Origin of the sequence: Shewanella sp. ECSMB14101 (assembly GCF_000773485.1) — a bacterium.
Classification (GTDB): Bacteria; Pseudomonadota; Gammaproteobacteria; order Enterobacterales; family Shewanellaceae; genus Shewanella; species Shewanella marisflavi.
In genome coordinates this window covers 1-23,766 of the sequence record NZ_JSFF01000006.1, presented here as the reverse complement: position 1 = coordinate 23,766, position 23,766 = coordinate 1, and the positions used below count along the sequence as shown (strand labels likewise).

The window sequence follows — 23,766 nt, the reverse complement described above, 5'->3', positions numbered from 1 at the left end:
CTGAAGTTAGTTGGGGAGTATCGAGAGCGATTTTGTGTAGGCAAACGCCGTATACCACTCGGTGAGGGCATCGGCGCAGAGATCTAGCACATTGTCATCGTTGCTGACGGGGGTCAGTAGCGCGGCCACTAAGGCGCCGCATACCACCAGGTATTCGACGCTGGCCTGGCCCCGACAGCGGGTGTTGCTTAACTGCATGGGTTCATCATCCTTGTTTGACTTGATTGGCAACTATGTAAACTTGCGAATTGCGGGTGTCGAAACTGATGTCGACACTATTGGTTCCCTGGCTCATCTGTAGGGCGGCCTTACCCGATTGGGTATCGAGTATGGCCGTCTCTTCTACCCAGCCCCGCTGTTGGTAGTGACGGCGGTAGTAGTGATAGTTACTGGCTAGGCTGCGAGTGCTGCTGAGCACGATAGTGCGTCCCTGTTTGTAGAGGTCGCTAGAGGCGATATCCGACAGTACCGTGGCGCCGCTTGGCTGAGGAAAAGTGTTGCGTCTAACCTTAGCCAGCTCATTCTCTTCCATGTTTTTGGTGATACCGACAAAGGCGGTTACACCATCAAACTGTTGGCTGATACGGGCGGTCAACAGGTAGGGGGGCTGCAGGCTATTGATCACCAAGTCGCCGTTAAAGGGGCGGGAATCGAAGCGTTCGCTATCCTTCTGCCAGGCCTTAGTAAAGAAGGCCGCCAGCTGGGATTGGGTTTGAGTGTCTTTCACCACCCAGGTCTTCATGGGGTAGCCGTTATAGCGCATCTCATCGGCGACTATCTCTACCTTGGCGGTGTCAGGAAAATCTATCTCAGGCCAGTCGCTTGCCTGTGCGAGGCTTGTGAATAGCGCGAGGATAAGCGGGAAAAATGATTTCATGGGATCAGCCTCCACAGTTCTTGGTGCCATAGGTACATAGGCGGTTGGCGGGCAGCACATCGGGCTCGACGAAACCTAGCTTCAGCGAGTTGGACTTGATCTCCTTGCCGAAGGGGATAATGCCGATGAGGTTCTGGGCGGTGCGGATCACACCGACATCCATATAGTTGGTCAGCACTAATCGTCTTACCCGGTTCCTCACATGGTAGGGGCCGGCGGCGTTCCAACCTGAGGCTAGCAGGGCGCTTTGGCCCTCGACGCTCAGGTTTAGTTCGTCAAATGGGCTCATTTCGAGGTTTTCCAGGTCAGTCTTGACCTGGGTGCGATAGAACTGATCTCTGGGCAGGTTAAAGCCGGTAAAAGAGAGCATGCCAACGGCTTGCTCGACGCTCTTGCCATAGGTCCCAGGTGTTCCAGAACCTTGCTGGCTACCGCTAATTCTGGCGAGTTCCTGCTCATCCTTGGCCGACTCCTGCAGGTTCTTTAGCAGCAGGGATTCGCTGCCGTCGCGTTTTAGGGGGTACTTGAGTAGTGGGTGGGTATTGTTGTCCCAGCTCCACTGCTCCCGCTCGCGGGTCGCTATCTTGCGGCCATCTTGTTGGTAGAAGCGCCAGGGCAGGTATTTCATTTGCTGGGTCTCGGAGCGGATGGCTACATAGAGACCGCTACGGCTCGGCATTCTATCTGGCCGTCCCTCTTTCCACACGGTGCGCTCCCAGGCGTTATAGTGCGCGGCCTGATCTGCCCTGTGCTGGGCACCTGAGACCTTAGCGAGCAAGGGGAAGATGATAAGCACAGGGATAATTACAAAGCTGAGGCCCACCACGCTCTCGACCAGGGCTTGGCCCTTTTGTTTCTTGGTCATTAGAGCATCCTCGTCAAGGCCAGCACAGTGCTGCGCTCACCGTTGGTCGAGTCGGTGAGACGGGTCTGCCAGAAGGGGTTATAGAGGTTGCCATATTCGTGGCGACCATCTCGTCTGGCCCAGGAAGAGGTGATTTGCATCAGGTCTCTGGGGCGTGAGTAATAGGCCTGTGCCGTCGCCAGGGCCGTCATGCGATCGCCAAGCATCTGCTCATCGTTTGCAGGGTTGAGGCCATCGCCCACCAGTTTCACACTGCTTGAGGTGCCGACATTGTTGCGGCTTTTAGAGACCACTACGGCGATATTATCCGTCTGACTCTTCTTGTTAGCGCTGCTTGAAAGGCCAAAGAAAGGACGTACGCCATTATAGTCGCCACGGGTTTCCTGGGTATTGGCGGCCAATCGAGCTCCCCAGCGGTTAATTCTTCGACTGCTGCCCCAGGTTTGACGATTGCCTACGCGGCGAATTTCGGTGCGATCATCCGAACTGGTTGAGCCCCAGCCAAGTGGGATCTCTCTGTATCCGCGCCAACGGCAACCGGACCAACTACAGCGAAATTTGGAGAGGTGGAAACTGATGGTGTCCATCGAGGTCCAGGATTCGGCCTGACCATTATCGTAAGCAATCAGATCGCTGCCGCCGGTTTTCTGAGTCTTCCAACGTAGGGGGAAGACGGTCATCGACCAGATGCCGCCCAATTTGTAAGTTCTCTTTTTACTGAAGGGATCGCGGGAGGCCAGGGTCACGCCGATAAAATCTTTAAACTGGGTCTCTTTGCTCTTGGGGTTGCGACTGTGACGCTTCTGAAACGACATCCAGACATTCTTCACATCGACCAGTAGCTGTGGGTTTTGCATCAGATCCAAATTGGCATCGTTGTCATTGGCCTTGACCACCTTGCCAGCCGACTCGACACTGGAGACCATGCCTGCGTAGTGGATCACCTGCTGTGAGTTACTCAGGGTCCATAAGATAGCGTCTTCAGCATAGATCAAGCCTTCAAACACGGGCTGCGCTACCTGGTTGATGGTACCGACCGCCTTTTGGATGCCAGCGAGCACTTGCCCAAGATAAGGCACCCAGCAGAGGGTGGTACAGGCATTCTGCGCGAATTGGTCTGTCATGTTAAACCAGGAGGAGAGGCCGACCATCTGTGCGATGGCAACCTGATTGGCGACCGAGGCACGGTTGGTATATGCCTTGAAATTAAAGTCTCGGGCGGCAAAGGTGGCGACGCTGTAAGCCGTGTTATCGGCGGTATTCTGTAGCTTGGTCGCGTTGAGGTTGACCTTAGCCGTGTTAAAACTGTAGAGCACAGACATGAGTGCGAGCGACATCAGCATTAAAGACAATGCCATGGCCTGCCCTCGCTGTTTGGAGCGCATGGTATTCGGTTTCATAGGAGTCTCTTGGCTAGTCGAAATGCTGGGGTTAATCTACGCCGCTACCTGACCCACTATCTGAGCCGGTCCCACCGCTGGCACTATTGGCTCCTTGGTCATAGCTGCCAAGGTTGTAGTCTTTGTCGGCGACGCCATCGGCACTGCTCGCTGCACCTTGCGCGGCTGTGATCTGAGAGTTAGCACTCTGGCCAGAGACTTCGGCAGATAGGCCGGCCACTTGATTGCGCACCGTCTTGCCGAAGAAGCTGTAGACGCCAATTGCCGAGACGGCGATTAAGGCGACTATGATGATATATTCGGTCATGCCCTGACCTTTTATCTTTATCTTTTTCACCATAAGTTCCTTTTATGATAGATAGAAAGGCAAGTGCCTTGGCACTTGCCTTAGTCTTGACCACAAAACAGGTTTAACGCTTGTCGGCTTACTTAGTGCCACCAGCGCTGCTGTTGGCTGCCTTATCGTAGCTACCTAGGTTGTAATCCTGGTTGGCAACTGAGTTGGCTGCGTCTGCCGATGTACCAGCGTTAGTGATTTGGCCACTGGCACTTTTACCTGACATCTCGGCAGACAGACCGGCGACCTGATTACGGATCGTCTTACCGAAGAAGCTATATACCCCGATGGCAGACACGGCAATCAGTGCGACAATGATGATATATTCGGTCATACCTTGACCACGTTGCTTTTTCTTTAACATCTCTTTTCTCCTTGAGAATATATTTTTAAGACTCGGTTATTTTATCGTCATAACCTAGTGTCTCAATTATCCCTAGGAATAATATTGCCCTGGATAACCTACCCGTTGTTATTATTTTCTTACCTATAATTGGTTATATTTAACCAGGAGTTGTCCACGGCTCTTACAGTCGGTTTTTTTTGTAAATGTTTTGTAAATGCATTTTGATGGTATTTATTGAAACATTCATTTTATTTGCTGCTTCTGAATTGCTTAGGCCCATACAGATAAAAGAGAGCACCTCTTTCTCCTTCTTGGTGATGCCTTGAAACAGTGCATGTTGCTCGGAGGATTTAGAAGGTTTTTGCTGTGTCTGAATATAGTGTGACAGGGCGCTCAAGCTGAAAAACAGGTTGCCCTCGAGGACATTATCTAACATCTGCATGATGGCATGTGCTGGGCTGCAAGCCTTGGTAGCTCCACTAAAGCCATGTTTTATAAGTGTTAGCTCGTCATCCATCGAGAGGTTCTCGCAGATAGCGATATGTTTACCCGCTGATAAAAGGTCAGGGTCTATCAGGCCAAGTTCGCTTTGTACGTCTTTGAGGAAATGAAACAGAATTTTTGGGGTTTTCTGGGTGTTATTCCAAGTGGTCAAGGGGGTAATACTGGTATTGACCTTTAGATTGAGTAACCCAGAAATATTCTTTAATAGCTGAATATTTTTAGTCGATTTACTCAGGGTAAATAATTCACCATTATACATTTCACATCCTTATGAGATTTATAATGTACTACTTTGTTACTAATAGGGTGTATTTATTTTGTAGAGCGTAATACTTTATTATGAATAAATTATTAAACGCTCGTTTATTTTCCCGTATTCTATATAAGGAGGAATTAATATCAAGGGGTGCGATTCATCATCTGTGTAAACTTGGTAGACATCGATAATCAAGCATCTGTGAAAAAGTGGTATGCGTCTGTGCCTTAAGGAAGGTGGTGAGACAACACCTTGCGGCCTCACCTTTGACATGAGGCTAGTCTATCGAGATGAGCTTGAGCTGCCAGTCCGGAAGTTTTTCTTCAAGATCTGGCTTAATGCGCTCAAGGTCGCCGCGAATGACAATCACTGGCACATGATTAAAGGTTTGCTGCGCTAAGGCTTGTAGCGCCTCGGGTGTCAATTGCTGCCAGAGTAGGAGTCGGTCTACCCTAGAGTCCCTTTGTGTTTGCCGGGCGAGCGCTTGGCTATAGTCTTCCATGCGCTGGCTCGAATCATCCTGTCGCAATGCGATCTGGCTAAACTGAGAGGTCTGCAGCGCTTCAAATTCGGCCTGTGATGGTGGTGCATCGGCCGCCAGCGTCAGGTGATCTAAGATGCCACGAATGAAGGCGCCCGTGTGCTGTTGTTGAGTGGTGCCGTAGTATTTGAGAATTCGGGCCATAGGATTGTTGAAGCAGCGGCCGTAGATACCATAGGTGAGGCCGCGCTGCTCCCTGAGATCGTAATAAAGACGTCCCGAAAAGCTACGTCCGAGCCAGTGACTGAGGGCCTCACAGGCAAATGCCTCTTGGCTGCCAGCCTTGAGTGGCAGGTGATAGCCGATCCGCACCTGAGTCTGCACCGTGCCCGGCGCATCAATAACAAATAGCTGTTTGCCGTAGGGGCTAAAGATATCGACGAAGTTTTCCTCGTGTTCTGCTGTCTTGCCCAGCTCACTCAGACTGGCGGTAATTTGTTCCTTTGAGGGGCTATCAACTTCGTGTATTCCCTCTAGCACCAGATGCCACTGGCTCTGAGCCTTGGTTTGCTCGACCAAAGCGAGTAGTTGAGGCAAGTCCAGATCTTGCTGTAGTGCCTTGTTATTTAATGCCTTATTGTAGGGATGTGCGTTGCCGAGGATCTTCTCGGCCCAGACCTGTTCAATCACGCTGCCGGTAAAGGCTTTGATATGCTTTTCCAGAGCCAGCTGGCGCCTGAGCTTGGCCAGATCCAGCTCGCGATAGGCATCTGGTGACCAGCTTTCGGCCAGAATATCGACCGCCTGCTGCAGTTCAGATGGCGGACATTTGAGGCTAAGGCGCAGGCTGTGAATGCTGGGGTGAATCGCCATTCTTTCGATACAGGGCAAGTCGTGACGATTGGCAAATCTCAGGCGGAGTTGATCGAGCGCCCCATGCAAAACATCCAGGTTTTCATAAGGGGCATTTGGACTCACCGCCACCAGATGTATGCCGAGTAGTTGCGACGGGGGACCTGGGATTCGGTGCAAACTTAAATTGGGCGACAGTGGCACAACCTCAGGTAATGTTATCGCCTCAAAGTTGGTTTGTATTACTGCTGGCGCATTGGTCGGTGCGGTAAAACTTGGGATCTTGGGGGCTTCTACTGGTGTAAAGGTCAGCTGGGTTTGCTGACAGCCACTGCTCCAGAGGCAGCAGCCGAGTAATATTAGCGAGGTTAGTCTCATAGCACTTTCTCCTCCAGCGAGTCAGATACGCCTTCGGGTAACCACTCTAATATCGCCTTGCCCCAACGAATGTACCAAGGTGGCAGTAGATCCAGACGGACATAACCCGGGCTCAGGTATTGCAAGGTGACTCTTTGGATATCCTCCGAAGTCACGGCTGCAATGCGCTCCCAGGGGCCCGAGAGTGGCTGCTTGAGATCCCTTTGCTGGCTACTGCTGAGCAGATTAGCCAGTCCCACGTCGTTGTCGAGTTTGCTCAGATAGCCTAATAGCCAGCGACGCTTGAGTTGGGTTAGCTCTTTGTCGGTGATCCCTTTGTCAGCCAGTTGGTCGACCATTTGGCTAATGCGCTGGCTAAGATCGTCGAGTGAAACCTTAGCCCTGGGCACCAAAATAAGATTCATCACGCCCAGATGTTCCATGGTTAGCGGGATGGAGTAATGCAGCAGGGTGTCAGGCGTCTTAAGCTGGTACTGCTCCAACATGCTAGTGCGATTTTGTAGCAGATAATCTTCGACTAAGGTGATCGCCGCCGCGTCTTTGTCCAAGGCGCCTACCGTGTGCCAGGCTAACAATAATCCCGGCCAGGGGCCGCGGCCATCGACTATCTCCCCTTGAACAGGGCGTCTGTCGACCTTAAGTGGTTCGAAGTTGGCGAGCGGAGTCGTGGGCTTCTGCCAGGCGCCGAAATATTGCTCCACCCAGGTGCGTGTCTGTGCGGGCAGGTCGCCGACGATAGCCATCTGCATGGCATCGGGGCGATAATAGTCATGATGAAAACGGCTCAGGCTGGCAGGCGTGGCCGCGGAAACATCGTCAACCGAGCCGATCACGGCATGGCCATAGGGGCTGTCTTTTATCTGATTAAGCAGGAACTCCATGGCTGGGCGGATATAGGGTTGGTTATCTATCGTGGTGGCCATCTCTTCGAGCACGGTTTGCTGTTGATTGCGCACTGTTTCGTCGCTGAGTCTGGGCCGGATAAAGCGATCTGACTCGAGCCAGAGGGCTAACTCTAAGGCCTGGCTCGGCAGGTTGACATAATAGTTAGTGGCATCGAAGAAGGTACTGGCATTGAAGCGGCCACTGTAGGCACTCATGGTCTGGCTGTAACTATCACTCGGGGCATTTTCGCTGCCCTTAAACAGCATATGCTCGAACAGATGAGCGTATCCCGACTCTCCCTCGGCCTCGTTGCGCGAGCCGACGGCAAACTGGCTGGAGATGGCCACACTCTGCTTATTTGGCAGTGGTAGCAGATGGAGTTTCAGGCCGTTGTCCAACTCATAGTAGCTCAGGTGCTGCTCTAGCTGATAAAGCGGAGCGGCTAACGGCTCCAGGCTTGCCTCGTCAGCCATAGCGCTTAAGCCTAGCAGACTAAGCAGGGCGATGAGCAGTGGTTGAGCGTGTCTAGAATTGGGCATCTTATTGTTATCAATGATATTCGAGTTATTTTAACCCTATCCGTTTTGCCAGGCGGTGTAAATTCCCCGAGTCCACTTCCAGCGCCCTGGCGGTGGCGGCCCAGTTGTCGTCATGTTGTGCCAGCGACTGTCGAATAAAGTCTGCCTGAAAGGCTTCGGTAGCCTGTTTGAGGCTGCCGCTATACTTGTGGCTGATGGTTCGGTTTTGGGTAGGGACGATGCGCGGCGTTGTGTTGGCAAATTCAAAATGTTCAGGATTGATCAGGCCATTGCTGCCCGATGACTGGGCTCTGGCCAAAATGGCGGCGCGGTAGATGCTATGTTCCAGCTCCCGAACGTTGCCGGGCCATTGATAGCCCTCTAACATCGTCAGACTGGCAGGGCTCAGTCTCAGTGTCTGTAGCCCTAGTTGCTGGCGGCAGCGCTCGACAAAAAAGCCGCTTAGCAAGGTGATATCTTGCTCCCGCTCTCGCAGTGGCGGCGCCACTAGAGGAAAGACACTCAGTCTGTGATAAAGGTCGGCACGAAAACGTCCCGCCAGTACCTCATTTTTCAAGTTTTTATTGGTGGCGGCGATGATCCTGACATCTACCTTGAGGCTGCGATCGTCACCTACCCGCTGCAGATCGCCATATTGCAAAACCCTGAGCAGCTTAGCTTGCAGCGTCAGAGGCAGCTCGCCTATCTCATCGAGAAACAGTGAGCCCTTGTCGGCCATCTCAAATTTACCGCTGCGATTGCTGACCGCGCCGGTAAAGGCACCTTTTACGTGGCCAAACAGTTCACTCTCGGCCACAGACTCGGGTAAGGCGGCGCAGTTGAGGTAAACCAAAGGCTGAGCGGCGCGCATGGAGCCTTGATGGATCTCGTGGGCAATCAGCTCTTTACCCGTGCCAGTTTCCCCCATGATCAGCACATTGAGATCTGTTGGCGCCACTACAGCGATCTCCTGCTTGAGGCTGTTCATTACCTGTGAATGGCCAATGATCTCCTTGTTGCCCTCCTTGCTCTGGCCTGCGCTATCGCCTTTGTCCCACTGGGATTGCAGTGCTTGTTTCTCCAACTTGTCGATCAACAGGGCATTGTTGAGGGAGGCCGAGGCGATGGCGCTTATCCCTCTGAGCTGTTCGTTGGTGAAAGATTTAAACTGATCCGGGTCGAAGCCGTCTATGGTTACCGCACCTATCAGATTGCCATCGGCCAGCAGCGGCAGGCCGATACAGGCGTGGACGGTGAGGTTGTCGCCCTGGTTGGGGATCAGGCCATCGTAGGGATCGGGCAGATCGCTGTCGGCGGGAAAGCGCACCACATCACCAGCGCGGGCGATCGCCTCGAGCCTGGGGTGCTCATGCAGTACAAAGCGACGTCCCAGTACATCTGGGCTCAGGCCATTGATGGCCAGGGGAGTAAACTGCTGTCCTTTGAACTCCAGTAACGCGGCGGCGTCGCACTGCATGCTTTCCCTGATGGTGTCGAGCAAGCGCGAGAACCTGTCATGATTGGACAATCCCGAGGTGATATCTAACGCCATACGCGTCAGTTGGGTTTGACTTAATGCCATGGGGTCTCCGAAATGTAGCGCCTATGCCAAGGCATATCCTTCTTCGTTGGCATGCAGCGGCTGTATTAGGATGAAGTATATGTCAATTTAACAGTAATGTTTATTGTCATTTTTACACTTGCTTTGAGGGTAAAAAGGGGTCGATATGACCCCTTTGTCGAGTGATGTTAGGCCTTATGCTTTAGCCGATAGCGCTGCATCGGCCACGGGCTCAGTGCCCTTGGCACTAATGGCCTTCTTGATGATGTCGAACAGGAAGGCGCCGAGGAACAGACCGCCTGCACCGAAGACGACGTCACCAGGGACACGCATCCAGACCAAGGTTTCTACCAATGGGCTGTGGATCACCTCTGGTGAGCGGGCGAACCAGTAGCCGTTTTCGATGACGGCGAAGAACTGAGTCAGACCGACAGGTAGCAGTGACATGAAGACCATGGCTGCGAGACCAATATTTAGGCTCCAGAAGGCACCTTTAAGCAGCTTCTCATTCCACTGGATATTGCCCGTCAAACCGCGCAGACAGAAGAGCATCAGACCAACACCCAGCATACCGTACACGCCCATGAAGGCAGCGTGGCCGTGAGTAGCCGTGGTGTTCAAGCCTTGGATGAAGTAGAGCGCGATAGGTGGGTTAATCAGGAAGCCCAGTACACCGGCACCGACTAAGTTCCAGAAGGCGGTCGCGACGAAGAACATGATGGCCCACTTATAACGTATCATCCAAGGGCTGGCGTTACGCATACGATAGCTTTCGATGGCTTCGAAACCGATCAGGGCTAGTGGAACGACTTCCAGTGCCGAGAAGATAGCGCCCCAGGCGATAACACCTGTTGGTGTACCAGTGAAGTACAGGTGGTGCAGGGTACCGATAAGACCACCAGTGAGGAAGATAACCGTGGCGAAAAGTACGGCGCCGTTGGCGCTGCGGGCACGGATAAGTCCAAGACGCACCAGCATCAGGGCGATTACCGAAGTAGCAAAGGTCTCGAAGAAGCCTTCAACCCATAGGTGAACAACCCACCAACGCCAGTATTCTGCTATGGCTAAGTTAGTGTGTTTACCCATGAAGAGGCCGGCACCGTAGAATAGACCGATGGCAACACAAGAGGCGTACAGCACCCAGATCACGGGGCGCATTTCGCCTTGTTGTTTAAGGGCTGGACGAATAGAGGCGGTGACCAGTGCAAGCCAGATCAACAGACCCGCCAGTAACAGTACCTGCCATACACGACCGAGATCGATATATTCGTAACCTTGATGACCGAAGAGGAAGTTAGTGTCTAAGTCGAAGTACTGCTGTACGCCGATCCATTCACCAGCCATAGAGCCTAGCACCACAACAACCAGCGCCACCCAGAGAACGTTGACGCCCAGGCGTTGGAACTTAGGCTCGTAACCCGACAGCGCAGGTGCTATGTAGAGGCCGGTGCCAAGCCATGCGGTGGCAATCCAGAATACCGCGAGCTGAGTGTGCCAAGTACGGGTGACAGAGTAAGGCAGTATTTCCGACAGTGGGATACCGTAGAAGTTTTGGCCTTCGACCGCATAGTGGGCCGTGATACCACCTAAGACTATCTGCAACAGGAAGAGTCCCACGGCAGTGACGAAGTATTTACCAACGGCCTTTTGTGAAGCGGTAGGCTTCTTAAGGAAGAGTGGATCTTGGTCCGCTGGTGTTGGCAGGGGCTCATGCTTACCCGATGCGTGATGCCAAACCAGGGCACCGATACCGGCGATCAGGGTGACAATACTTAAGATTGACCAGACGATGTTGTCTGAGGTCGGAGTGTTACCCAGCTGAGGATCGAATGGCCAGTTGTTGGTATAGGTGTAGTTTTGACCGTCACGTTCGGTAATTGCCGCCCAGGCGCCCCAGAAGAGGAAGGCATTAAGCTGCTGACGACGCTCAAGGTCAGGCACTGTGCCTTCTTTCATGGCGTACTGTTCACGCAAAATAGACAGTTCAGGGTCGTCACCAAAGAGTGACAGATAGTGCTCTGAGACTTGCTCTATGGCCTGAATACGCGTGTCTGACAGGCTGATGCGAATGTCGCCATTAGCTTGGGTTGTCAGGGTATTACGACGCATATCTTCACGAAGTGACTGCTCTAGGCCTGCTTGTTTGATTGAATCCAACTCATTAAAGGGGCGGTTATACTGCGCCTTGGCGGTGATATCCAGCCAGGCCTGCGCCTCTCGGTGCAGCCAGTCGGCGGTCCAGTCTGGGGCGACATAGGAGCCATGACCCCAAATAGAACCTAGCTGGTGTCCGCCCATAGAGCGCCAAACCAGTTGACCACGCTCAATATCGTTTTGGGTGAACAGGGGCTGTCCCTGAACATCGGTAAAGGCAGTGGGAATAGGGGGTTTTTCGCGATAGATGTCACTGCCTATGCTCAGCAGGACAGAGAAGGAAGCGATAAGTACTATTAAGAGTGCTATCGCCGTTAGCCGTTGTTTATTCATAGAGCCTCTCAGCGCAATATAATTGTTGGTGTGGAGTACTCTGCTATAGCAGCTAACGTGCCACTATTTTAAACTTATGATTTTAAATGATTTGCTATCTATTGGTGTCTTATTAATTTGTCATTATGACAATCATCATTAAGTGTAAAAATGACACTGCTTGTCATATTGACAATTGTTATATATGGGTGTCGATTTGATACTTTTTGAGCAGTTTAGTGGACGTTATCAAGCCAGCCCGAGGGCTGGCCTTTGGGAGATAAACACGGCAGGCTTAGCGATAAAGCGAGGGATCGTCTTTATTGGGACGTGTTTTAAAGCGTCTGTGTAGCCACATATATTGCGCCGGACTGCACGAGATGATGGACTCTATGATGCGGTTACCGCGCTTGGCATCCTCGACCTCATTTTCGCCGGGGAAATCCTCTAGTGGCGCTTGGATCTCTATGGTGTAGCCCTTGTCATCTGGGTTGCGTACTACGACAAAAGGCATCACCTTAGCCTTACCCAGTTTAGCTAGTGTGGTGGCGCCCGTGATGGTTGCCGCATCTGGTACAGCGAAGAAGGGGATAAAGACGGCGCTGGAGCGACCAAAATCCTGATCGGCGGTATACCAGACCACATTTGGGTTTCTCAGGCTGCGCACCATCTGTCTGATATCTCGCTTGTGTACTAACCCTTTGTTAGAGCGCAGGCGCCCCTTGACCTGAAGGTATTCCATCAGTGGATTATTGTGGGGACGGTAGACCCCAACGCCTGGCTGAAATTGACCCAGGATGCGTGCCCCCATCTCAAGTGGTAGGCAGTGCACCGCAAACAGGATCACCCCCTGACCGGCTGCCAGTGTGCTTTCGACATGTTCTCGCCCTTTTATCGTCATGTGGCGTTGAACTTTCTCATCATTCCACCACCAGGCATTGGCGATATCGAAAATAGCTTTGCCTGTTTCTTCAAAATTTTGCGTCAGCAGCTGTTCTTGTTCCGCCTGACTCATCTTGGGAAAGCAAAGCTCGATATTGCGTTTGGCAGTATTGACGCGGCTGCCTGCAAGTTTCATCGCCAGTCGACCTATGCCTTTTCCCAGTGTCATCTGTGCCCGCAAGGGAAGCAGCTGTGTCAGTCGCATCAGGGCAACCCCGAACCAGATTAACCAGTATTTTGGATGAAAAAATTGTGAGGAGAATTGTGCGTTTTCGACCACGGCTGACTCTACGGGGTTAACAAAAATTACTGCTTATTCTAACTCAATTTGTGTAGAAAATTAGGTATAATCAGGGATTAATTTTCGCAAAAAGATAAGTGCCATATGAAGATTTCTCTGCCTGCTTTTGAAAAAGCTAAAGTTCTGGTCGTCGGTGATGTGATGTTAGACAGATACTGGAGCGGCCCGACGGGGCGTATTTCGCCTGAGGCGCCAGTGCCCGTGGTAAGAGTGAATCAAATTGAAGACAGACCCGGCGGTGCGGCAAACGTTGCTTTGAATATCGCCACCTTAGGCGGTCAGGTGCGCCTTGCAGGCATAGTGGGCGAGGATGAAACTGCTACAGCACTGACGCAGGGGGTTGAGGCGCTAGGCGTTGTGCCTAAGTGGCACAGAGTGGCTAACCTACCAACCATCACTAAGCTCAGAGTGATGTCCCGTAATCAGCAGCTGATCCGTCTCGATTTTGAAGAGGCCTATCCGGCCGAGCAGAGTCAGGCGCTGCTGGCTGGTGTCGAAGCTGAACTCGACAGCGTAGCCGTGGTGGTGTTGTCCGACTACGCCAAGGGTGCTATCGATAAGTCTGAAGCCTTTATTGCGAAGGCGAAGGCGAAAGGGGTTAAGGTGCTGGTGGACCCTAAGGGGAGTGACTTTTCACGCTATCGCGGCGCCAGCCTGCTAACTCCCAACATGAGTGAGTTTGAGCAGGTGGTCGGTAAAGTTCAGGATGAAGCGGATCTGGTGGCAAAGGCCAAGCAATTGTTAGCCGATTTCGATTTTGAGGCGCTACTGGTGACGCGCTCAGAGAAAGGGATGACACTGATCACTAGAGATGCCCCCGAGCTTCATATTCCCACCGTCGCCCGAGAAGTTTATGACGTCACCGGCGCCGGTGACACGGTGATCTCGACCCTAGCCACCTCGTTAGCGGTAGACTGTGAGCTACCAGTCGCCTGTGCCCTGGCCAACACAGCCGCAGGCATTGTGGTGGGTAAACTAGGTACCTCTACCGTGAGCCGCATCGAACTTATTGCCGCGCTGAATCTCAGTCATGGTGAGAGTGGTTATGGCGTCGTCAGTGAAGATCAATTGGCCTATGCCCTCGAAGAGGCAAAGCTTAAGGGCGAACGGGTGGTGATGACCAATGGCTGTTTCGACATTCTGCATGCCGGGCATGTGAGTTACTTGCAGCAGGCGAAAGCGCTAGGGGACAGGCTTATCGTGGCCGTTAACAGCGATGAATCGGTGAAGCGTCTTAAGGGCGATGGTCGCCCGGTTAATAAGTTGGAGCGCCGCATGGCGGTGCTGGCAGGACTCGCTTCGGTGGATTGGGTTGTGCCCTTTAGTGAAGATACACCGCAGCGCATCATCTCACGGCTATTGCCAAGCAAGCTGGTGAAGGGCGGCGACTATAATGTCGAAGATATCGCTGGTGGAAAAGAGGTGATTGCAGCCGGAGGCAGCGTTGAAGTTCTAGGCTTCGAAGACGGTGTCTCTACCACGGCCATCATAGAAAACATCATGGCTAAGCAGTGATCCTTGAGACGTTTCTGATTGCCAGTGCTTGGTTTTGGGCGCCTATGCCCTCTGGCCAGGCATTGGTGTGTCAAACGTCTCAGATAACCGACTGTCTGGCCGAGCTTCCGCCTAAGGCCAGAGTTCAACTGCCAGGCGATCCTCAACTCTTGCTAAAGCAGATGGGGCGGCGCGGTGCCATGGTCAAACCCTTGTCGCACCCTCAAGTGACAGGTTTGGTATTGTTGGCCAAGGAGCGGATACCTAGCGCTTATTCGGCGCTCTGGAATGGTCAGGTCTATGTTTTGCCGATTGCTCAGGGCTATCAGATGACCTTGGCCCACGAGCTAGGACATTTGGCGGTGAGTCGTTCAAGCTCGGTTTACTTGCAAACTGATAAGCTGAGCCCCTATCAACACGAATGGTTGGCTGACTTTTATCTGCTTTGGTCTCTGGCCCGGGCTGGGCAGAGTGAGACGCTTGCCTGGCAGCAATACCATAGACGTAATCTAGAGGTATTTGAGAGTGTGACGGCCATTTCTCATTGGTCACCACCCATGTTGTCGCAACTACTGGCGCGCTACACTTGGCAGGCGCTGGGGCAGTTTGACGATTTCGATAGCCTCATCGATGCCATTTACCCTGAGTTGGTTCAATATGAACAGCCGGAGCTCGACGAGTTTGCCAGTCTGATTCAACGTGTCTTTGGTGCGGGCACAATGCACAATTTACCGCAATATATGTTTTGGCGTCGGCCTAAAATGGGGGAGTTTATTCGCCCAACCATACGTCATATGATGGGCGAGCCTGCGGCGGAGCAGTGGTTGATTCAGCAGTCGATGCAAGGTGAGTAACTTATACCTGGGGCGACCAGATAAACGGCAAGCTGAAGCTGTCACAAGTTGGTCAGCAACAAGTTGGTTAGTAAAACGTTGAGCAGTAAAAAAGGAGCCTAGGGCTCCTTTTTCATTATTGCTTTCGAGGTGGACGTCGTTCACGCAAAACGATATCGGGATTAAAGTCGATATCTCCATCATCGTCTATGGTCGCGAGTTGATCTTCCTGCTTGGCGATGGCAGTACTCATTGTGGGTGTCTGTCTGACAAAGAGTAGCTGGTAGCCAAGTTTCGCTAAGGTGTAGAAGGCGAATCGCTGCGCCGTCGTCAACCTATCCCAATGTTCGTTAGCGTGAGCCTGAGAAACGCGTCTATCATCGAAAGATAGCAGTCCATTATTTAGCACTTGAGTTTGCATTTTCAAAGCCTCTTTAGGAAACGCTAACATGAGCATATGGTGATTATATAATCAGATGTGAACTCATTATGCAAGTGATTCACTTAGCCAAAACGCGGCCCCACAGCTTAAGTATAGTCGAAATGTTTAGATAACTTTCCATCTCACGGTGCAGGATTTTTAGCTGTAAAAGTAAACTGCTATCGAATCAATAAGATTTATCTAATTTTATTTTCTTTACCCAATAAAAAAGGCCGTCATGCGGCCTTTTTGACTCCTTGATACCTTAATCGGCTTCTTTAAGCGATTGAGTCAGATCCACAATCGCCTTCTTACCATCACCAAACAGCATGAGGGTGTTATCTTTGGCAAAGAGTGGGTTAGGTAGACCGGCAAAGCCTGGGCTCAGTGAGCGCTTAACTACGACCACAGTGCGCGCCTTATCGACATTGAGGATAGGCATGCCATAGATAGGGCTTCCCTTGTCTTCACGGGCCATAGGGTTGGTGACGTCGTTGGCTCCGATGACGATGGCGACATCTGTCTGCTCAAACTGAGGATTGATCTCATCCATCTCGATAAGTTGCTCGTAAGGTACTTCGGCTTCGGCTAGTAGCACGTTCATATGGCCGGGCATACGACCCGCCACTGGATGTATGGCATACAGCACCTGGGCACCGCGCGCTTCCAGTACAGAGGCCAGCTCACGTACCGCATGCTGGGCTTGTGCCATCGCCAGGCCATAGCCAGGAACGATCACCACACGCTCGGCGGTTTCAAGTAGCATGGCCACCTCTTCAGGCGAAGAGGAAGTAACCTTACCCGCATACACCTCATCGGCATCTACGGTTTCACCGCCTTCGGCCATGACGCCAAAGAGTACGTTAAACAGTGAACGGTTCATCGCCTTACACATGATCTGCGTCAGGATGATCCCCGAGGCGCCAACTAAAGAGCCTGAGACGATCAGCACAGTGTTGCCTGTGATGAAACCTGTGGTGGCCGCCGCAATCCCCGAGTAGGAGTTAAGCAGTGCGATAACCACTGGCATATCGGCGCCGCCGATAGGCACCACTAGGAAGAGTCCTAATAGCAGTGAGACGGCTACCAGACCATAGATCAGTCCGGTATTCGTTGGCTCTAGCACTAGGCCAACGGCGAGTGCCAGCGCTGCGAGCAGCAGAGTGGCGTTGATGAACTTGTTGCCTGGAACCCGAATAGGGTTACCCGAAATAAGCTCCTGTAACTTAGCGAAAGCCACGAAAGAGCCCGACAGGGTCACAGAACCAATCAGTACCGTCAGGCCGATAGAGATCAGCGCTACAACATGGGTCGCCGAGCCAGGATCGAGGAAGCTCGCCAGGGCGATAAATAGCGAAGCACCGCCGCCGAAGCCGTTGAGTAGCGCCACCATCTGCGGCATGGCAGTGACCTGGATCTTGGTCGCCATCACGGCGCCTATAGAGCCACCCAGTAAGATACCGGCAATGATCCACTCATAACTTAAGATATTCTTGTCCAGCAGAGTAACGACAACGGCGATAAACATGCCGAGGGCCGACAGCTGGTTGCCGCGCACGGCGGTACGAGGCTTGGTCAGCCCCTTGATCCCTAAAATAAACAGACTCGCAGCCACAAGGTAGGCGAGATAGATAATCGTCATACTCATGTTGGCTTATTTCCTTTTAAACATGGCTAGCATACGGTTGGTGACCATGTAGCCACCGACGACGTTAATAGTGGCCAAGACCACGGCGATAAAGCCCAGCACATTGACCCAAATTCCCGCGCCAGAACCGGCTGACAGGAGCGCACCCACCAGGGAGATTCCCGAGATGGCGTTAGAGCCTGACATGAGCGGGGTGTGCAGCGTAGGGGGGACCTTAGTGATCAGCTCAACCCCAAGAAAGACCGCCACCACAAACAGGGTGAGTAGTAATAAGATCTCCATTATTGAGCCTCCTCTGTTGCCGCCAGTGGCGGCAGTGCTAACAGGTCACGCAATCTGGCGTTAACCACTTCACCCTGATGGGCAACCACTGTGTCGCGCACAATCTCATCTTCGAAATCGAGCTGTAACTGCCCCTCATCATCGACAATGAGCTTGAGCAGATTTTCTATGTTGGTGCCATACATCTGGCTGGCGTGGGTCGCCGCGCTTCCCGGCACATTTGACGGGCCAAGAATGGTGACGCCATTATGAATAACAGTTTCGTCCAGTTGGGTCAGTTCGCAGTTACCACCGGTTTCGGCCGCTAGATCGACGATGATTGTGCCTGGCTTCATGGCATCAACCATGGCCTCGGTGATCAACACTGGTGCCTTACGACCAGGAATTGCGGCGGTAGTGATAACGATATCTTGCTGGGCGAGCACATTGGCCATTGCCTGTTGCTGGCGCTTGATAAAGTCGTCGCTCTGCTCGGCCGCGTACCCCCCTTTGGTTTCGGTATTTTCGGTTTCCAGGTCCAGCTCTACTGGCTTAGCACCGACCGAGAGGATCTGTTCCCGTGCCGCCGGGCGAATGTCATAGGCTTCCACCACGGCGCCAAGACGTTTGGCGGTGGCACAGGCCTGCAAGCCGGCAACCCCGACACCCATGATAAAGGCGCGTGCGGGCTTAAGTGTGCCTGCGGCTGTCATCATCATGGGGAACATGCGCGGCGCCTGATGGGCCGCAAGCAACACCGCCTTGTAACCGGCGATGGTGGCCATGGAGGAGAGGATATCCATGCTTTGGGCGCGAGTGATTCTGGGAACCAGTTCCAGTGCCAGAGCGCTGGTGCCTGTTTCGGCCAGCGTAGCGGCATTTTCGGGGTGCGTCAGGGGATCCATCATGCCGATAAACAGCTGTTCAGGCTTTGCCTTTGCCTTGATCTCATCGAATTGCTCGCCCTTTAGGTTGACCAGGGTGATGATATCGGCACCGAGTGCTTCCGCTCTATCGGTGATGCTAGCACCCGCTTCTTGATATTCCTGATCGCTGAATCCTGCAGCGAGTCCGGCTCCGCTTTCCACGAGAATTTGGAGGTTTTTTTTGATTAACCGAGTCACATTTGCCGGGATCAACGCAACGCGTTTTTCGTCGGCATGGCTCTCTTTAGGTAGACCTAGTTTCACTGAGAAACCTCTATAGTTGGGGACAGACGTCGTTTTGAATTATTGGCTCGCTATTGTGGCGAGTCTGAATTTAGACACAAGCGCGAATTATTCATAATCAGCGCTCATGCACTGGTCGGAGCAAAAAGTTTGCGCTAGTCCACAAAATTTCATTTCAAATTCTGTGGTTAAGGGCACACCTTAAGCAAATATCGCTCACCACTCTCACTTTTGTAGCTCAAATTATAACCTTTGCATATTCCAAAAACGAATTAAAAATTAGATTTTATTCTTTTTTGCTTTTCTATTAAGCCACTAAGCTAGGTTCATTACACTGTTATAGGGCCGTCTTCCATGCTGTTAAAAGAGCTTCAATCATTGGCTTCTCCTCTATCTGCGACGCAGGTGGATAAGCTTAAGCAACTCACCGCTGAACTAAATGCCGTACAACTCGCCTGGGTGGGTGGCTATCTTGCGGCAACCGCAGAGTTAAGCGGTAATGCCCCTGCTGCACAGCAAGAAAGTGAGCAGACCATTACCATTTTATACGGCAGTCAGACGGGGAACGGTCGAGGTGTTGCCACTGCGCTGGCCGAGAAGGCTCAGGCTCAAGGCTATGCGGTCAACCTGGCTTCGATGGCTGACTACAAGGTGCGTCAGCTTAAACAGGAAACCCTATTGCTTGCCGTGGTCAGTACCCATGGTGAAGGTGAGGCGCCGGATGATGCTATCGAGCTGCATAAGTTTTTGGCCTCTAAGCGCGCACCTAAGTTAGATAACCTGCACTACTCAGTATTGGCTCTTGGCGATTCCAGTTACGAGTTTTTCTGCCAAACGGGTAAAGATTTCGATCAGCGCCTCAGTGCCTTGGGTGCCAAGGCGATCGTGCCGCTCACCGAGTGTGATGTTGACTATGAGTCGGCGGCAGAAAAGTGGCAGGAACAAGTGTTAACTGAGGTTAAACCATTTATTTCAGCTGGTGCCAGTGTGGTCTCTATTGGCAATGTCACTAGCGTGGCCAGCTCAAGGTACAGTAAGCAGAAACCCTACAGTGCCGAGCTACTGACGAGCCAGAAGCTAACGGGACGCGACTCGGATCGTGATGTGCGCCATGTGGAGATAGATCTGGGTGAGTCTGGCCTTAACTATCAGGTGGGCGATGCCCTTGGGGTCTGGTTTAGCAACAGCGACGCACTAGTGACTGAGATCATCCAGGGCTTGTCACTGGATGGCGAGACTGAGGTCACTCTGGGTGAAGAGACGTTGAGTTTGGCTCAGGCGCTAAAAGAGAAGCGCGAGCTGACCCAGCTTTATCCTGGTTTGGTACAAAACTGGGCCCAGTTAAGCGGTAACAGTGATCTGCAGGCGATCAGCGAAGACAGAGAGCAGACTCGCCAGTTTGTGCTGAATCATCAGCTGGCAGATTTAGTGGCCAAGTATCCTGTGGATATCACCGCCTTCCAACTGGTTGAGCTGCTGCGTCCAATCACCCCAAGACTCTACTCGATCGCCTCTAGCCAGTCTGAGGTGGAGAGCGAGGTGCACCTGACGGTTGCCTTGGTGGCAGATGAGCGCGACTCAGGCACTCGTTTTGGCGGCGCATCCCACTTTTTAGCGAGTGCCGAAGAGGGTTGCGAGGTGAAGGTTTATGTTGAGCCAAACAACCACTTCCGTCTGCCGGAAAACACCGACACGCCAGTGGTCATGATAGGCCCTGGCACAGGTGTCGCTCCGTTTCGTGCCTTCATGCAGGAGCGCGCTGCCCAAGGTGCCCAGGGGGATAGCTGGCTCTTCTTTGGTAATCCGCACTTCGAACAGGATTTCCTCTATCAGACTGAGTGGCAGCAGTACCTTAAAGAGGGTGTGCTGACCCGTCTAGATTCGGCCTTCTCACGGGATCAGGAGCACAAGATCTATGTGCAACACCGCATCAAAGAGCGCGGTGCAGAGCTGTGGCAGTGGATAGAGCGCGGCGCGCATCTCTATATCTGCGGCGACGCCGAGCGTATGGCCAAAGATGTTCACCAGGCGCTGGTGGAGGTGATTGGTGAGCATGGTGGTAAGAGCACGGAGGAGGCCGAGGCCTTGCTCGAGACGCTGCGCAGCGAGAAACGTTACCAGAAAGACGTTTATTAATTGAGACAGGCGCCTATGGCGCCAACAGATTCATTTGCATGGGCCATGCCGGTGCAATCAATAGGATAAGGCAGTAGCCATGAGCGATCAGAAATTATCAGTAAACGAGTATCTTAAGACCGACAGTAACTACTTGCGTGGCACTATCGAAGAGGGGTTAGATACCTCGCTGACCGGTGCCTTCAACGACGCGGATCAGCAGCTGATCAAGTTCCACGGTTTCTATCAGCAGGACGATCGCGATCTGCGTAACGAGCGTAAAGAACAGAAGCTGGAGCCTCTCTATAGCTTTATGCTACGTGCCCGTGTGGCCGGTGGTGTCTGTACGCCTAAGCAGTGGTTAGGGGTGGACAAGATTGCCTCGACCCTGACCAGCTCAAACAGTATTCGTCTGACAACCCGTCAGACCTTCCAGTATCACGGTATCCCTAAGCGTAACCTTAAGACGCTGATCCAGGATCTGGACAGAGAAGCGCTTGACTCTATCGCCGCCTGTGGCGACGTGAACCGTAACGTGATGTGTAACCCTAACCCGGTAGAGTCTAAGCTGCATCAGCAGGCCTACTACTGGGCCAAGAAGCTGTCGGACAACTACCTGCCGCGCACCAAGGCCTACGCCGAGATCTGGCTGGGTGACGACAAGGTGGCAGTGAGCGAGAGCGAAGAGGTAGAGCCTGTCTATGGCAAGACCTATCTGCCGCGTAAGTTCAAGATGGCTGTGGCCGTGCCGCCGGATAACGATGTAGATGTCTACACCAACGACCTAGGCTTCATCGCCGTGGCCGAAGACGGTGAGTTGGTAGGTTTTAATATGGTGGCTGGCGGCGGCATGGGCTCGACCCATGGTGAAGTCGCTACCTTCCCGCGTCTGGGGGATGACTTTGGTTTCATCAAGGCCGAAGACTGCCTTAAATTTGCCGAGGCCGTGCTTAAGGTGCAGCGTGATTGGGGTAACCGCTCGGATCGTAAACAGTCGCGTCTTAAGTACACCATAGTGAAACACGGTTTTGAGGCCTTTAAGGCAGAAGTAGAGCTGCGCGCCGGGGTAAAATTTGAGCCTAAGCGTGAGGTGGTGATCGGCGATCGCGGCGATCGTTACGGCTGGATCAAGGGCGTGGATAATCAGTGGCATCTGACTCTGTTTATCGAGGGGGGCCGTATTAAAGATCTGCCTGGACAGCCACTGCAAACCGGCCTGCGTGAAATCGCTTTGGTACATAAAGGTGATTTCCGCATGACAGCTAACCAGAACATCATCGTCGCCGGTGTGGCGGAAGAAGATAAGGCGCAGATAGAGGCGATCGCTCGCAGTCATGGCCTGATGGGGACGTTGATCAGCCCAACCCGCGGTCACTCTATTGCCTGTGTGGCACTGCCGACCTGTGCTTTGGCGATGGCTGAGGCTGAGCGTTACTTCCCGGACTTCATGACCAAGGTCGAGGCGCTGCAGGAGAAGCATGGTTTCCTGGAGCAGCCGATAGTGATCCGTATGACTGGTTGCCCTAACGGCTGTGCGCGTCCATTTGCCGCCGAGATAGGCCTGGTGGGTAAGGCGCCGGGTCGCTACAACCTCTATTTGGGCGCGAGTTTCGAGGGGACACGCCTGAACAAACTCTATCGCGAGAACATTCAGGAAGCCGAGATTCTGGCCGCACTGGATGAACTGTTTGCCCGCTACGTCAAAGAGCGTGAAGCTGGCGAAACCTTTGGTAACTTCACCGTGCGTGTCGGCGTGGTGAAGGCGGTAATCGATGCCGCTAAGGATTTCCATGGATAATTCAGTGATCTCTGCCCAGGCGCTACAAGCATTACTGAGCGCACCTAAGGCGGAGCAGGATGCAGAGCTGGCCCGAGTCAACGCCTTCCTGGCGGGACTCACGCCTGCCGAGCGGGTGATCTGGGGCTTGGCTTATTTGCCGGGCACCCATGCGCTGTCGTCGAGCTTTGGTATTCAGGGCGCCGTGATGCTGCATCTGGTCACTCAGGTGCAGCAGGATATCCCGGTGATCCTGACGGACACTGGCTATCTGTTTCCGGAGACCTATCAGTTTATCGATGAGCTGACCGAGCGACTCAAGCTCAATCTTAAGGTGTACCGCGCGCCTATGACCAGCGCCTGGCAGGAAGCCCGTTTCGGTCGCCTGTGGGAGCAGGGGCTCGATGGCCTGGAGCAGTACAATCGCCTTAACAAGGTTAATCCAATGCAAACTGCGCTCAAGGAGTTGGGCGTCGGGACCTGGTTTGCCGGCCTTCGCCGCGCGCAGTCCAGTACGCGCGAGGAACTGCCGATACTGGCGATCCATGGCGATCGTTACAAGCTGCTGCCGATCCTGGAGTGGAGCAACAAGGATGTGCATGAGTATCTCACCAAGCACGATTTGCCCTATCATCCCCTGTGGGAGCAAGGCTATGTGTCGGTGGGCGATACCCATTCCAGCCGCCCACTGGAACTGGGCATGACGGAGGAGGAGACTCGCTTCAACGGTCTCAAGCGTGAGTGTGGTCTGCACTACGAAATTTGACGCAGATGGTAAATTTAATGACTGATAGTCGTATGATTTATTAATACTTTATTTTGATTTGTACACTTTTTTTGCACAGGCTTATGCACAGATTTTTATTTTGATCTATAGTTGTAAGTTCCCGTAGATGGTTTTGAATTGTTGTCTGTATCGGATCTGATTTGGATCCAGTCGCTTTATCTTCCTCTTTGAAGCGACAGACAGAGCCGCCGACAGCTCGAAACCCAACTCGCTTAGAGAGAGCTAGATGTTTGATTGGTCTGCTGGCGCATGCTAATTAATAGGTTCATCGCGGCTTTCCGGGGAAAGCCGC

21 protein-coding genes are annotated in these 23,766 nt (G+C 52.8%); 5 read left to right on the top strand and 16 right to left on the bottom strand.

Annotation, left to right across the window (positions count from 1 at the left end; translation table 11 throughout):
* Positions 1-6: 6 nt before the first annotated feature.
* The 12 genes from NY07_RS07185 to NY07_RS07130 all read right to left on the bottom strand — a co-directional run bounded on the left by NY07_RS07185 (position 7) and on the right by NY07_RS07130 (position 12,948).
* The gene (locus NY07_RS07185) at positions 7-198 is read right to left on the bottom strand and encodes a hypothetical protein (protein ID WP_011864453.1); all 192 of its coding nucleotides are present in this window, start codon (positions 196-198) and stop codon (positions 7-9) included.
* Between the two features lie 7 nt (positions 199-205).
* Positions 206-877 carry a hypothetical protein gene (locus NY07_RS07180; RefSeq protein WP_033538673.1) on the bottom strand — a complete coding sequence of 224 codons (672 nt, stop codon included), beginning with the start codon at positions 875-877 and terminating at the stop codon, positions 206-208.
* 4 nt (positions 878-881) lie between these two features.
* Positions 882-1,742 (bottom strand): hypothetical protein, encoded by an 861-nt coding sequence (locus NY07_RS07175; protein WP_033538672.1) that lies wholly within the window; start codon positions 1,740-1,742, stop codon positions 882-884.
* Entirely contained in the window at positions 1,742-3,142 is a 1,401-nt protein-coding gene (locus NY07_RS07170; RefSeq protein WP_235363904.1) for a hypothetical protein, read from the bottom strand. Before NY07_RS07170 ends, NY07_RS07175 begins: the two co-directional genes overlap by 1 nt.
* A gap of 31 nt (positions 3,143-3,173) precedes the next feature.
* A complete protein-coding gene (locus NY07_RS07165; RefSeq protein WP_033538671.1) occupies positions 3,174-3,482 on the bottom strand; it encodes a Flp family type IVb pilin in 309 nt (102 codons plus the stop codon).
* 85 nt (positions 3,483-3,567) lie between these two features.
* Positions 3,568-3,843, bottom strand: coding sequence for a Flp family type IVb pilin (locus NY07_RS07160; RefSeq protein ID WP_033538670.1), 276 nt, complete (start codon positions 3,841-3,843; stop codon positions 3,568-3,570).
* Positions 3,844-4,006: 163 nt separating this feature from the next.
* Positions 4,007-4,588: a helix-turn-helix transcriptional regulator gene (locus NY07_RS07155; protein WP_033538669.1), complete on the bottom strand. Its 582-nt coding sequence runs from the start codon at positions 4,586-4,588 to the stop codon at positions 4,007-4,009.
* 274 nt (positions 4,589-4,862) lie between these two features.
* Positions 4,863-6,296 (bottom strand): M16 family metallopeptidase, encoded by a 1,434-nt coding sequence (locus tag NY07_RS07150; protein ID WP_033538668.1) that lies wholly within the window; start codon positions 6,294-6,296, stop codon positions 4,863-4,865.
* Positions 6,293-7,720 (bottom strand): M16 family metallopeptidase, encoded by a 1,428-nt coding sequence (locus tag NY07_RS07145; RefSeq protein WP_033538667.1) that lies wholly within the window; start codon positions 7,718-7,720, stop codon positions 6,293-6,295. Before NY07_RS07145 ends, NY07_RS07150 begins: the two co-directional genes overlap by 4 nt.
* Before the next feature lie 25 nt (positions 7,721-7,745).
* Positions 7,746-9,281, bottom strand: a complete 1,536-nt coding sequence (gene norR, locus NY07_RS07140) for a nitric oxide reductase transcriptional regulator NorR (protein ID WP_033538666.1) — start codon at positions 9,279-9,281, stop codon at positions 7,746-7,748.
* 174 nt (positions 9,282-9,455) lie between these two features.
* Positions 9,456-11,747 (bottom strand): nitric-oxide reductase large subunit, encoded by a 2,292-nt coding sequence (locus NY07_RS07135; RefSeq protein WP_033538665.1) that lies wholly within the window; start codon positions 11,745-11,747, stop codon positions 9,456-9,458.
* A gap of 274 nt (positions 11,748-12,021) precedes the next feature.
* Entirely contained in the window at positions 12,022-12,948 is a 927-nt protein-coding gene (locus NY07_RS07130; RefSeq protein WP_033538664.1) for an LpxL/LpxP family Kdo(2)-lipid IV(A) lauroyl/palmitoleoyl acyltransferase, read from the bottom strand.
* Between the two features lie 105 nt (positions 12,949-13,053).
* On the opposite strand from NY07_RS07130, the gene hldE reads away from it, so the two are divergent.
* Complete coding sequence (gene hldE / locus NY07_RS07125) at positions 13,054-14,484, top strand: bifunctional D-glycero-beta-D-manno-heptose-7-phosphate kinase/D-glycero-beta-D-manno-heptose 1-phosphate adenylyltransferase HldE (protein ID WP_033538663.1); 1,431 nt, start codon at positions 13,054-13,056, stop codon at positions 14,482-14,484.
* Positions 14,481-15,317 carry a hypothetical protein gene (locus NY07_RS07120; RefSeq protein WP_033538662.1) on the top strand — a complete coding sequence of 279 codons (837 nt, stop codon included), beginning with the start codon at positions 14,481-14,483 and terminating at the stop codon, positions 15,315-15,317. Before hldE ends, NY07_RS07120 begins: the two co-directional genes overlap by 4 nt.
* Before the next feature lie 115 nt (positions 15,318-15,432).
* On the opposite strand, the gene NY07_RS07115 is transcribed toward NY07_RS07120, so the two are convergent.
* The 4 genes from NY07_RS07115 to NY07_RS07100 all read right to left on the bottom strand — a co-directional run bounded on the left by NY07_RS07115 (position 15,433) and on the right by NY07_RS07100 (position 18,816).
* On the bottom strand, positions 15,433-15,717 hold the full coding sequence (locus tag NY07_RS07115) for a hypothetical protein (protein ID WP_052125547.1): 285 nt from the start codon (positions 15,715-15,717) through the stop codon (positions 15,433-15,435).
* A 265-nt stretch (positions 15,718-15,982) separates the two neighbouring features.
* Positions 15,983-17,365, bottom strand: a complete 1,383-nt coding sequence (locus tag NY07_RS07110) for an NAD(P)(+) transhydrogenase (Re/Si-specific) subunit beta (RefSeq protein WP_033538661.1) — start codon at positions 17,363-17,365, stop codon at positions 15,983-15,985.
* Between the two features lie 6 nt (positions 17,366-17,371).
* The gene (locus NY07_RS07105) at positions 17,372-17,647 is read right to left on the bottom strand and encodes an NAD(P) transhydrogenase subunit alpha (RefSeq protein WP_033538660.1); all 276 of its coding nucleotides are present in this window, start codon (positions 17,645-17,647) and stop codon (positions 17,372-17,374) included.
* Positions 17,647-18,816 (bottom strand): Re/Si-specific NAD(P)(+) transhydrogenase subunit alpha, encoded by a 1,170-nt coding sequence (locus NY07_RS07100; RefSeq protein WP_033538659.1) that lies wholly within the window; start codon positions 18,814-18,816, stop codon positions 17,647-17,649. The genes NY07_RS07105 and NY07_RS07100 overlap by 1 nt, the downstream gene beginning before the upstream one ends.
* Before the next feature lie 333 nt (positions 18,817-19,149).
* Between NY07_RS07100 and NY07_RS07095 the strand changes: the two genes are divergently transcribed.
* The 3 genes from NY07_RS07095 (at position 19,150) to NY07_RS07085 (ending at position 23,453) form a co-directional block, all read left to right on the top strand.
* Positions 19,150-20,931 carry an assimilatory sulfite reductase (NADPH) flavoprotein subunit gene (locus tag NY07_RS07095; protein ID WP_033538658.1) on the top strand — a complete coding sequence of 594 codons (1,782 nt, stop codon included), beginning with the start codon at positions 19,150-19,152 and terminating at the stop codon, positions 20,929-20,931.
* A 79-nt stretch (positions 20,932-21,010) separates the two neighbouring features.
* The gene (cysI, locus tag NY07_RS07090; protein ID WP_033538657.1) at positions 21,011-22,708 is read left to right on the top strand and encodes an assimilatory sulfite reductase (NADPH) hemoprotein subunit; all 1,698 of its coding nucleotides are present in this window, start codon (positions 21,011-21,013) and stop codon (positions 22,706-22,708) included.
* Positions 22,701-23,453: a phosphoadenylyl-sulfate reductase gene (locus NY07_RS07085; protein ID WP_232479494.1), complete on the top strand. Its 753-nt coding sequence runs from the start codon at positions 22,701-22,703 to the stop codon at positions 23,451-23,453. Before cysI ends, NY07_RS07085 begins: the two co-directional genes overlap by 8 nt.
* Positions 23,454-23,766: the final 313 nt, after the last annotated feature.